We start from the raw sequence: 11,594 nt of genomic DNA, 5'->3' as shown, positions 1-11,594 counted from the left end.
CCGTCGTCGATCGACCACTCGACACCCGCGCCCTGGTCGCCGTCCGGGTGGCGACAATCGTCCCGACCGCACCCGACCCGCGCCGCGCCGTGCGACTTGTCGGCGCTCAGGCGGGTCGACGCGGCCGGAAGCGACAAGCACTAAATGATAGGAGCTTGGTATCATTGCCGCATGTTGTATGTGACTCCCCGTCTCGAGCCCGTCGACCTGCGGGTCTTGGAGCAAGTCGACGCGATGCGTGATCAGCTGCGCCACGCGGTGCAGCAGGCTCCCATGAAATGGACCCTCGATCTGCGCAAGGCCCTGACAGCCAGTGCCATCGCGGCGTCGAACACGATCGAGGGCTACCGGGTCGACGCCAAGGACGTCGCGGACCTGATGGACGGAGAACGCGAGGTCGACGCCAGCGACGAGAACAAGGCGGAGACGCTGGCCTACCAGCAGGCCATGACATACATCCAATCACTGCACGACGTCACCGACTTCCGCTACGGCAAGGAACTGCTGAACGCGCTCCACTGGATGCTGCAGGGGCACCACCATCCGCTGAAGAGGGCCGGGCAGTGGCGAAGGACCCCGATCCGGATCACGGCCCCCGGTGACGAACTGGCGACGGACTACGAGGGGCCCGATCAGGAACTGGTCCCCGGCCTGATGGGCGAGCTCGTCGACTGGCTGAACGAGGGCGACCTCGACGACCACGTCCTCATCCGGGCCGCGATGGCACACCTGAACCTGGTGAAGATCCACCCGTGGTCGGACGGCAACGGACGAATGTCCCGCTCGCTACAGACTCTGCTGATCGCCCGCGGCCAAATCCTGGCCCCCGAATTCTCCTCGATCGAGGAATGGCTGGGAATGCCGGGCAACACCTGGGACTACTACAAGGTACTCCGCGAGGTCGGCGGCCCCGTCTGGTCGCCCGAGCGCGACACACTGCCGTGGATCAAGTTCAACCTCCTCGCCTACCACCAGCAAGCCCAACGCGTGCAGTACCGTGTCGGCCGCTCCAACGAATGCTGGATGCAGCTCATGGAGGCCGCCGAAGCCCACGACATCACCGAACGCCAGGTCACAGCCCTCCACGAAGTCGCCATGGTCGGCAGGGTGCGGCGCTCCCGTTACGAACGAGCCGAAGCCATCAACACCCAGCAGGCGACACGCGACCTCCAGGCGCTGACGAAGACGGGGGTACTGACCGCAGTGGGACAAACCAAAGGCCGCCACTACATCGCCGGCCCCCGCTTCCCGCAGACCGTGCTGGAGACCGCCAAACGACCCCACCGCATCCTCAACCCCTACACCGAGTAACGCACAGTCAATGCGCGCAGTCGGGGCCGGACCCGGCCTGCCGATACCGACTGCCGGAGCCGGCCGGTCGGGCCGTCGAAATTCCCGCCCCGGGATTCCTCACACGTACCGTCGGGCCTCGTCCGCGGTGCTCCCGGTCCGCGCCCCGCGCAACCCGACCGGCTGTCCCTCCGTACCACCCCCGGAGCTCGCCGATCGACATGCGTTCCTCCGCCGGCGCCGTTCGCCGGCCCGGGACGTGACGGCGTCCGCGATACGGCCCGCCCCGCCTCCGTCGTCGTGGCTCCGGACCGCCGGCGGCGCTACGCACACGACCCGAGCCGCATCCCCCGACGTCGCCTTCGCCGGGCCTCCCCGTGCCCGGTCCGCCTCTCGCGCCGGACCTCTCGTCGGCGCAGAACCTTCCGGTGTCCGAACCCATGTCCACCTCGTATCGACCGCAGAGAGAGCGCGTCGAGACGTTCGGGCACCAAGGCGGTCCGCCGCTGCCGCGCGCTCGCGAGTACGCCCCCGAGCCCGACCCGATGCCTTGCCGTCGTGTTCGACGGTCTCGACGTGTGCCGTCCACCGCGGACGCGCGCCCGCAGCGGACGGCCGACCGGCAACGGCGAACCCGTCGCATCGGCGGCCTCGTTGCCGATCGACGCGGCCCGTCGGACCCGACCGTCAGGCGTACCAGACACCGCCGATCGGTCCTCGTTCGGTACCGGCCGCAACGCCCGCCGGCAAGGACGCCCGGCCGAGGTCGCCGCGGACGTGGAAGTAGAGATCGGGGGCGGACAGGCCCACGGCCCGGATCCATCCCTTGCCGCGCACGTGCCCCGCGGCGATCAACTCCCGGGCCTGGTCCGGTGGGGCGAACTGCTCGACGTAGGTCTGGCACAGGGTCTCGTCGAGGTCGGCAAAGGCGAACCTCGCCGCGTACGCGTATCGCTCGTGCAGCCACACATACAACACCACAGGGCGATCCAGGACGTCCCGGATCCAGGCCGCCGATCGCCACGCCAGGTCGGCCACGGTGCCGCTTGCGGCCAAGACCCGGGCGGAAGGGCTTTCCGGGAGTGCGAGTTCGTGGCCCAAGACGTCGCCGAGCACGCGGCCGGCCTGGAAATGCACCCCGTAGGCGGCCAAACGCACGCCCGCCTCGTGGTCGATCAGCTCCACGTACGCCACCAGGACGTCCCCGGGGTCGGTCCGGCCGACGTCGCCATACACGTCGTCGGACGCGAAGGACGCCGTGTGCTCGCGCAACGACACGAGGAACGCGCCCTCTTCGGGGCTGACTTCGAATTCGCCGTCCGGCTCGGCGGGGCCGTCGACTTCGAACCACGGGTGGTCGGGCATGCGTCGGATCGTAGTGCGGGGCCCTTTTCAACCGACCCCGGGGGATCCGGCTGCCGTCAGCGGCCGGGGACAGGCAGCAAGGTCTGCGCGGGGCAGGCCGTCGGGGATGACCCCCAGGGATACCGCGCTCTTCGAAAAGCTCATGAACAGTGCCAGGCCAGCGGTGGTGCGACGGTACCCGAGGCGCCGCCGAACGCGTCCGCCACCGCGACCACCTCCGGAAAGACGACCGCGTCCCGCCCGACCACCCGCCACCACGCGAAATCACCCCCGGCGTCCCCGCCCGCGACCGCGTGGAGCCGCCGCGGCCAGATCTCCTCCCGTTCCCAGGTCAGTACCGACTCCCACCACCGACACACCACCGCCCACGCGACCCCGAACACCTCCCCGGTGTCCCGTCTCGCTGGTGTTGTCTGGTTCTGTGGCTGTGTGGTCTGTATTGCTGCTGGTGCCGTGAGATGGATGTTTCGACCTGTGGGGAGGTCGTTTTTCGGGTGTGGTGGGGGATGTCGGCTGGTCGGGGGCGGGTAAGTGGTTGATCTTGCAGGGGGAATGAGATTTCGGCGGGTGGAGCGAGACTGCCTTGTGTGTGTTCGGGTGGGCCGCGGTGGTGGTCGCGGTCGGGGTTTTGTGGGGTGTTGTGCGGGTGGGCCTGTGCGGCGTGCCGGCGGCCATGCGACGGGGCGGGCGGGGGTTGTGTCCCGGGGGCGGTCGTGGCGGGGAACCGTCGGGGCGGCGGCCCCGGGGCGGGGGTGTGCGCCGCGGCTGTGGGTGGTTGCCGCGGGCGGCCGGACGCGTGGCGGTGTGGTCGGTCAGCCGGGTGTTTCCGGTGGGGTTCCTCCGGGCGGCCCGGTGTCCTGTGGGGTGTCCTGGAGAGTGCCGGCGGGGGAGGGGTCCCGGTAGGTCGTGTCGGTTCCGAGGAACTCCGCGGCTTCGGCCAGGACGGCGGTGGTGAGGGCTTCGGTGCCGTTCTCGATGGCGATCTGTGCGGCCTGGCAGATCAGCGGGGCCAGGACGTCCATGCGTCCTTCGCTGGCCTTGTGGAGGAACGTGGCGTGGGTCAGGAGGTCGTGTCGGGTGTGGTGGTGCAGTCGTAGTTTCTCGTCGAAGCCGTCGAGGGTCCGCAGCCAGGGTTCGGGCCGGGCGCCGGTGTAGGGGACGGGGCGGACCCACAGGGTGGGGGCGGCGTTTCGGGGCAGCAGGGTTCCGGTGTCGGTGTCGGGGTCGCCGCGGGCTTCGCGCAGGACCTCGCGGGAGCCGGTGCCGCACCACAACACGGTCAGTCCCAACTCGGCGGCCAGGAAGTCGAGGAAGGCGAACGCGGGCCCGATGTCGCCGGTGCGCAACCGGTCGATGCCGTCGACCAGGAGGAGTCGGGTCTTCGCGGCCCGCAGGACGTGTACGACCGGTCCGGTCCAGTCCTTCGTCCGCTGTACCGTCTTGCCGTCCGGGTCCCTGCGGTACAGGTCCCAGCCCAGGAACACGGCGATCTGCGCGGACCAGTTGACGAGGTCGTCGCGGGTGGGCGGGGTGTTGATGCACACGACGGGGATGCGGTTGGCGTCGATGCCGTGCCACTTCTCGACGCGGCCCTGGTGGGCGCGGCCCACGACGTGGAGCAGGGTGGTCTTGCCGCTGCCCCGTTCCCCGTCGACGGCGGCGTGGGCGGGAGTCTGGGTGGTCTGTCGGTTGGCCCGCAGCAGTCGCCTGGCCACCTTCAGGCCGTGGTCGATGTCCGCGGTGGCCACCGGTCCCAGGGTGCCGTGGTAGAGCATTCGCGGGTCGTCGTCGCCGACCGGGGTGCCGGCCGGGGCGCAGTCACGCAGGTCGGGGATGGTCGCGGGGCGGTGCACGGCGGTGTCCCAGCCGATGCGCACCGTCATCCGTTCCGGTTCGGGCGGTCCGGTCGGGGCGCGACTCGGCGGGGCCGCGGTGGGTTTCGCGGGCGCGGTGCTCACGGCCCTCCCGCTTCGTCGTCGCCGGCGCTCTCGGGCGGTTTCGGGTTCGGGCCGGGCGGGTCGAGTTCTGCGATGTCCCAGTTGAGGAAGCCGATGTGGTCCGGTAGTTCGCCGGGAAGGGGCTCGGTGGGCGGTACGGGGTCGGGGAACAGGTCGGCGGCGGGGACGTCGAGGCTGCGGTAGGGGGTGATCGTGTTCGGATCGACGTCGGGGATGCCGGCGTAGGGGTCGTGGGGCGGGGTGTCCACGTCGACGTCGGGGCCTCGGAACAGCGGGGCGGGTACCCGGCGTTCGGCCGCGGGCCGGCCGCGGCGGGCGCGTTCGCGCAGTTCGCCCACCGCCCGGCAGATGGCCGCCTCGTCGCGGCGGTCGCCGCCGGCCGCGACGTGGGCGGCCCTCGCCTGCGCCCACAGGTCCTCGGTCCACGGGTCGTCGAGGAGCCTGCGGTGGACGAAGGGCACTTCCACCCAGGGGTCCTCGCCTTCTCGGGCGCGGTGGTCGAACAGCCAGGCCACCTCGGGCCGGTAGGGGTTGTAGTGCACCTCCCACCGGCCGCGCCGCCCGGGGATGCCGGACTTGCCGCGAAACGGGGCGAGTTCGGTGCCGCGGTTGTAGGTGCGGTTGTCGATGCGGAAGCCCTTGCGGTCGACCGTCACCCACACCGCGGGCAGCAGCTTGCGGTTCTGGTCCTGGGTCAGCGGCAGGGCCCGGTAGCCGCAGCGCGCGATCTGGGCGGCGTACATCTGGTTCGGGGTGAGGAGCTTGCCGGGTGTGTAGGGGCTGCGCAGGCCGCCGTGTGGGGTCTGCTGCCATTCCAGGGCGATCCACTGCGAGAACATGTCCTGGATCTGGTCGATGCGCCACAGCGGTTGCCGCTCGACGTTCTTGCCGCGCAGTTCGAGGCGGTGGGCGGTGTGGCCGGCCAGCCACTGGCCGAACCGCGTCTTGATGGTTCGCATGGCGCGTTCCACGATGGCTTTGTCGGTGGGGGTCCGGGTGCGGGCGTGCCGTACCTCGATGCCCAGTTCGGCGCAGGCCGAGGAGAACGCGCTGCCGGTGTAGGCCTTCCCGTGGTCGATTACCACGGTCCGCGGGCGGATCACCGGTCGGGCCGCGGCCCCGGCCATCCGTGGATCGGCGGCCAGCAACTCCTCGTAGGGCAGGTCGGAGCCTTCCATCAGGGTCAGTGGCGACCAGCCCGCCCGGGCCGGGACCGGGGCCAGGGCCTGCGCGAGGGCGAAGACCGCGTCCTGCGAGCGGGTGGCCCGCCCGCCGACGCGGTTGCCGTGCGGCCCGTGGCCGGAGCGCTTGGGCACGATCATCTCGCCGGCGATGGTGCGCGTGGCGACGTCGATCAGGACGGTGGCCTCGACCTGGGTGGGCCGACCGTCGTCGCCGATCGCGAGCACGTCCAGGCCGGTCGTGTCGATCTGCATCAACTCACCCGGCACCCGCGCCGCGGTGGGTGTGTACGGGGGTGGGGGCCGCTCCCGGTCGGCGCTGCGCCGCGCGGTCGACCCGGCCACGTCCTCGACGGTGACGCCCAGGCGGTGGAGGAGTCTGTAGAAGGTCGCGCGTGGCACCGTCAGACGCCGACGCTCCTTTGGGTCGCGCATCTCCGCTCGGTAGCGGCGTGCGACCCGCGCCCGGACGAGTTCCCACAGCCGCGTCACCGTGCCGGCCGATTTTCCCGCCTCGGCGTCCAGGACCTGCCACAGCACGTCCACCACGCGCGGATCGGTGCGTCCGCACGGGGACGGGGGTCGCGTCCGGCGCCGGTCGACCAGTCCCATGGGTCCGCTCCTGCGCCAGGCCCGGCACTTGCGCTCGACCGTGTGGTGCGACACGTCCCATCCCAGCGCGGACAACTGCGCCGCCTTGGCCCGGTAGCGCTCTTGCAGGGTGTGCGTCGCGGGGTCGTAGGCCGGGTGCGGAACGCCGGTGGCGGGCACGTTCGGCGCCTGCTGGTGCAGGACCTCCATCACGTGGCGCTGCCACCGCAGGGCATCGGCGCGCACCTCGACGGGCAGGGCGTCGAACTGCCCGGTGCGGCTGGAGAGTTCGGTGCGCGTCAGGGGCCGGTCCGCGCGGTCCAGCACGGCGAAGTCCTCGGCGCCCACCAGCGCGGCGAACAGGGCGGTTAATTCCGTGTCGTTTCGGTCCGCGGGCGCCAGCGAGATGCTCTCGCCCTGCCAGGAGACGACTCGCCAGACGTGCCCGCGCAGCCGGACCCGGTCGCCGAGCTCGAGACGGTCACCGCGCGCCGGCGGCGGTGCGGTGCGGACCGCGGCCGGGCTCACCGCCGGCCGCCTTCCGGGGCCGGTCGGGCGGCCCAGGCCGGCGAGGAGTCCGGCACGATGGGGGTGTCCCAGTCGACGTGGAGGCGACCACGCCAGATGAGGTGCCAGGCCAGTTCCAGCGCGACCAGGGTGGGCAGGGGACAGGCCCGCGCGCCGTCCGTGAGAGGCCGCGGCCGGGCGAAGGCGCCCAGCAGCAGCCGGGCCTGCCGTTCGTCGCGGCCCCTGGGGTCGCGGGCCGCGAAAGCCAGCTGCAGGTTCGCCAGCCGCACACCGCGCGGAGGGGACAAGGTACGGACCTGCCAGCCCGCCTGCGAGGCCGCCGCCCGCAGGATACGGACCCTCGCGTCCCAATCGGTGGCGGGGCGGTCGGGCACCACCGCCACCAGGGCGCGCACACCGGTGGTCAGGCGGGCGAGGAAGTCGGGCCGCAGCGCGTGTTCCCGGCCCCCGGCGCTCCAGCGCAGTTCGACCGGTCCGGCGGCGAACGCGCCGACGGACGGGTCCCGGTCCAGGAGCATCGCGACGTGCTGCTGTCGCAGCGAGCCCAGGGCCAGTGTCCGCCCGGTCCCCGAGACCCAGCCATCCGTGACGAAGCCGCGCCGCCCCCGATGGGCGATCGGGGGCCGCGGATGGGGGAGTTCCTCGAACGCGATGCCACCTGCCCGATCCGCGGGCACTTCGAGAGCGCGTCCGTTCTCGTCGGTGTAGGCGATGGAGATCTCCGGCACACCGGCCCCCTTTCGGGCATCTCGGCGCGGAACCGTCCCCACCAGCGTCGGCGACACCCGGCGGCCCGGGACCCGATGGCCGCGTATTCACTCCCACGGGTGACAGCGGTGCCCCGGCGCTTGCCGAACCGCCGCGCGACGCGCTACGAGCGGCGCCGGCGATCGGGGGGCGTCCGCCACACGGACAGGCGAGGCCCGCCAGGCGAGGCCCCCACGCCCGGGGCGGGGCCGGCAATCGCTCGCCGCCCGAACACAGCCCGGCCGCCGGGGCGTTCACGGTCGTGTGTGCAGGTCGCTCCACTGCCAGGGCAGGCACGTGCGTTCCCTCAGACAGGCCTGCGCCTCGTCCCGACCGTGGACGAGGCAGCGCACCGGCTCGCGTCGGCCCACCCGCACCCCGCCGTGGTCCTCGGTCCCCGAGAGGATGCGGTGGTGGCGGGCCAACCACTCCGCCACCGGTTGCTGCGCCACCCGCGGCGCCAGCGGCAACCGTCCGGCCACCGCCCGCGCCGCGCACAACAGTTCGGCTTCGGCAGCGACGTCCTGCCCGCCCTGCGCACCGCGGACCCGCTCGTGCCGCAACAGCAGCCGGGCGAGGGCGAACGCCTCGGGCGTCACGACCAGGACGGCGGTGCGCACCGCACCGGGGCCCACCCCCAGACACCGCTCGCGGCGGCGCCAACACGGCGCCTGCGGCGCGCGGCGCCACCACCATCCGGCGATCGCGAACGCGTCGGCCACCAACGCCGCCCCGGTGGGCCCGAAGCGCCGTTCCAGGCGCAGGCACCCGAGTCGGGCGGCGGTGACCTCGGGCAGCGCGGCCAGGTCGAACCAGGCCGGCCCGCCGGCGCGGACCGCGTCCGTCCACCGCCGATGCCGCAGACACACCCGCCACGGGTCCCGCGCCACCACCCACGCGCCGTCGGCTCCCCGGGAGGCGGCGCACCGGGGGCAGGCACGCACCAGCGACCCCGCCGCGGGCGTCCACGGGTAGTGCCACCGCGGTCCCTCGTCCGCCAGCAGCAGCGGATCGCGCAGGTTCGGTAGCGCCCGCTGCAGCACCTGCGCCCGGCGGCCGGTCAGCACCGCGAGCCGCTCCAGGGCCGGGCGGCTGAGGTAGACCTCCGCCAGGCACGGCTCGACCGGCGACCGCCCGATCCCACCCTCGCCCACATCCTGCAGGAGGTCCCCGACGCCGCGGCCGTTGGCCCGGGCGAACCGCGACAGGAAAGAGCCGGTGGACTCGTCCGCGACGAACCGCACCGCGAGCGGCCAACCGCGCGAGGAGCCCCACGTCCCGGCCTCCACCCACCCTCCGGCCACCGCCGCCGCCCCTTCGCGCGTTCCGCCCTCCACGGCCGGATAGCACGCCGACACCGATCGCCACCAGAGCTGTTCACTCGAACGAGCGAACCCCCGGCAGGGGCCGCCCCGCCCGTCGATTCCTCCCCCACGCTGCACTTCGACGGCGCCGCATCCGCACGGCGCCGCGCCGGCGCCGCCGGGAGGCCCCCCTTTGCCGCCACCACGCGTCCACGACCTGACCATCGAACCGCGCGGCCGCCAGCAGGACGCCATCGACGCCGCCGGCAACGCCTTCGCCCTGGGCGCCGCGCGGTGCACCCTCGTCTCGCCCTGTGGGACGGGCAAGACCCTCATCGCCCTGGGCATCGCCCACCGGCGCGCCCCCCACGGGCGAGCCCTGGTCCTGTGCCCGACCCGACCGCTGCTCCAGCAGACCGCCGGAAGCTGGTACGCCCGAGGCCGACCCGGCACCTACGTCGGCCTGTTCAGCGACGACAAGCCCGCCGACCCCGCCCTGCAGGGCCTGATGACCATGACCACCGATCCCGCCGTCCTGGCCCGAGCCGTACGCACCGCCGACGGCCCGGTCACCGTCTTCGCCACCTACGCCTCCCTCCCCAGGATCATCGAAGCCCACCTCCACCTCGCCCTGCCGCGCTGGGACATCGTCGTCGTCGACGAGGCCCACCGCACCGCGGGAGCCCTGGGCAAGCAATGGGCCGCCATCCACGACGACGACGCCGTCCCCGCCCGCCACCGCCTCTACCTCACCGCCACCCCCAGGATCTGGGACGTCACCCGCCCCCTCTCCCACGAGCCCATCGCCTCCATGGACGACCAATCCCTGTACGGGCCCGTCGTCTTCCGCTACTCCCTGGCCCAGGCCATCGAGGAGGGCCAACTCGCCGACTACCGCATCTGCGCCCCCGAGATCCACGACACCCAACTGCGCACCCTGCTCGCCGGCCGCCCCGACCACGACGACGACCCGGCCGCCGGCGGCATGCGCATCGCCGGCGCCCAACTCGCCCTGCTACGCGCCCGCGAACTGCACGGCATCAGCCGCACCGTGGTCTTCTCCCGCGCGATCAGCCATGCCGACGCCTTCGCCGACACCCTCCTGGACACCGCCCGCCACGCCGGAGGCCGCCACGCCCAGGGCCTGTGCGCGACCGCCGTCCACTCCCGCCACACACCCGCCGAGCGCCGCCGCCGCATGGACCGCTTCGCCCGCCCGCCCCGCGACCTCGCCCCCGGCCGGCACGCGACCGACCTGGAAGTGCTCTGCAACTGCCGACTGGCCATCGAGGGCGTCGACTTCCCCCTGGCCGACTCGGTCCTGTTCGCCGACCCCAAGTCCAGCACGATCGACATCGTCCAGGGCGTGGGCCGCGCGCTGCGCCTGGCCCCGGGCATGTCCAAATGCTCGACCCTGATCATCCCGGTGTTCTTCGGACCCGGCGAACACCCCCGGGACGCCACCTTCGGCACGCCCTACCACCTGCTCTACCAAGTCATGATCGCCCTGCGCGCCCACGACGAGCACCTGTTCCACCGCATCGCCCGCAACGGCCGAGAACCCCTCGAACACACCCCGCTGCCCGCACCCCACCCCGAACGCGCCGACGAGATCGCCGCCCACCTCGGGCTACGCACCATGGACCCCTCTCCCGATCTGTGGCTCCAGGGCCTGGATGCCGCCGCCCGCCACCACGCCCGCCACGGCCTACTCGACGTCGACAGCGACCACATCGACGAGAACGGCTTCCAACTGGGCTGGTGGATCGGCTATCAGCGCTCCCTCAAAGCCGCCGGCAACCTCGCCCCAGAACGCATCTGCGCCCTGGCCCAACTCGGCATGAGCTGGCCCCACTCCGCCGACAGCGCCGAGCACCACCTCGCCCTCGCCCGCGCCTGGCGCCACCGACACGGCCACCTGCTCCCCGAACCGACCGAGACCTTCCGCAAACAACCCCTGGGCGCCTGGCTCGAACACCAACGCGCCAAGCACACGGCCGGCACCCTGCCCCGCCGCTACGCCCAGGCGCTGGCCGGCATCGACCGCCACTGGAACCCCGCCTGGCCGCACGCCTGGCAGCGAATGCACGCCGCCGCCCTCGTTCGGGCCCGCGGCGGCGCCCTGGCCATCCCCCTCACCCACGCCCAGGCCGAGGCCGACGACCTGACCCGATGGCTGGACGCCCAGTTCGACGCCTTCCCCGCGCTGCGTTCGGGCCAGCGCGAGCAACTCGCCGGTCTCCTGCCCGCGGACCCCCTCGCCATCGGCCTGCGCAATCCCCGCAGTTCGGGGGAGAAGGAGTTCTGCCACCTCCTGCGCGCCGCCCGCCGGTTCCGTCGCACCCACGGTCACCTGCGCGTACCCGCCGACCACGTCGAACGCGTCCGCCGCGACCGCATCCCCCTCGGCGCCGCGATCGCCGCCCTGCGCGACCCCGACCACGTCACACGCCTGTCCCGCCCGGAACTCGACGCCCTGCAGGCACTCGGCATGGAATGGCAGCCAGGCCTCACCGCCCCCTCACCCCCGATCGAACTGCACAGCGCCCGACCGACGACGGCAAGGTCGCGACCCCGCACGCAGCCGCGCTAATTCGGGGACGATCCCGTACACACTCGGCCAGGATGGT

Annotated in this window: 8 protein-coding genes; 2 read left to right on the top strand and 6 right to left on the bottom strand. The window is 72.8% G+C overall.

From position 1 onward, the window contains the following. The first annotated feature begins 171 nt into the window (after window positions 1-171). The gene (locus ACMXN5_RS00095; protein ID WP_439673366.1) at window positions 172-1,311 is read left to right on the top strand and encodes a Fic family protein; all 1,140 of its coding nucleotides are present in this window, start codon (window positions 172-174) and stop codon (window positions 1,309-1,311) included. Window positions 1,312-1,977: 666 nt separating this feature from the next. Here the strand turns inward: ACMXN5_RS00095 and ACMXN5_RS00090 are convergent. The 6 genes from ACMXN5_RS00090 to ACMXN5_RS00065 form a co-directional block, all read right to left on the bottom strand. Next, window positions 1,978-2,655 (bottom strand): hypothetical protein, encoded by a 678-nt coding sequence (locus tag ACMXN5_RS00090; RefSeq protein ID WP_439673365.1) that lies wholly within the window; start codon window positions 2,653-2,655, stop codon window positions 1,978-1,980. Window positions 2,656-2,795: 140 nt separating this feature from the next. Then, window positions 2,796-3,038 carry a hypothetical protein gene (locus tag ACMXN5_RS00085; protein WP_439673364.1) on the bottom strand — a complete coding sequence of 81 codons (243 nt, stop codon included), beginning with the start codon at window positions 3,036-3,038 and terminating at the stop codon, window positions 2,796-2,798. A gap of 429 nt (window positions 3,039-3,467) precedes the next feature. Next, complete coding sequence (locus tag ACMXN5_RS00080) at window positions 3,468-4,538, bottom strand: TniB family NTP-binding protein (RefSeq protein ID WP_439673363.1); 1,071 nt, start codon at window positions 4,536-4,538, stop codon at window positions 3,468-3,470. Between the two features lie 71 nt (window positions 4,539-4,609). After that, window positions 4,610-6,913 carry a Mu transposase C-terminal domain-containing protein gene (locus tag ACMXN5_RS00075; protein ID WP_439673362.1) on the bottom strand — a complete coding sequence of 768 codons (2,304 nt, stop codon included), beginning with the start codon at window positions 6,911-6,913 and terminating at the stop codon, window positions 4,610-4,612. Further along, the gene (locus ACMXN5_RS00070; RefSeq protein WP_439673361.1) at window positions 6,910-7,641 is read right to left on the bottom strand and encodes a TnsA-like heteromeric transposase endonuclease subunit; all 732 of its coding nucleotides are present in this window, start codon (window positions 7,639-7,641) and stop codon (window positions 6,910-6,912) included. Before ACMXN5_RS00070 ends, ACMXN5_RS00075 begins: the two co-directional genes overlap by 4 nt. A 273-nt stretch (window positions 7,642-7,914) precedes the next feature. After that, window positions 7,915-8,997 carry a TniQ family protein gene (locus ACMXN5_RS00065; RefSeq protein WP_439673360.1) on the bottom strand — a complete coding sequence of 361 codons (1,083 nt, stop codon included), beginning with the start codon at window positions 8,995-8,997 and terminating at the stop codon, window positions 7,915-7,917. Window positions 8,998-9,157: 160 nt separating this feature from the next. Here ACMXN5_RS00065 and ACMXN5_RS00060 point away from each other — a divergent pair, with 160 nt between their 5' ends. Further along, window positions 9,158-11,557 carry a Helicase associated domain protein gene (locus tag ACMXN5_RS00060; protein ID WP_439673359.1) on the top strand — a complete coding sequence of 800 codons (2,400 nt, stop codon included), beginning with the start codon at window positions 9,158-9,160 and terminating at the stop codon, window positions 11,555-11,557. The last annotated feature ends 37 nt before the right edge of the window (window positions 11,558-11,594 follow it).

This window comes from Embleya australiensis (genome assembly GCF_051903075.1).
GTDB lineage: Bacteria > Actinomycetota > Actinomycetes > Streptomycetales > Streptomycetaceae > Embleya.
The sequence above is the reverse complement of the archived record's forward strand: the minus strand, read 5'-3'. Positions and strand labels throughout refer to the sequence as shown.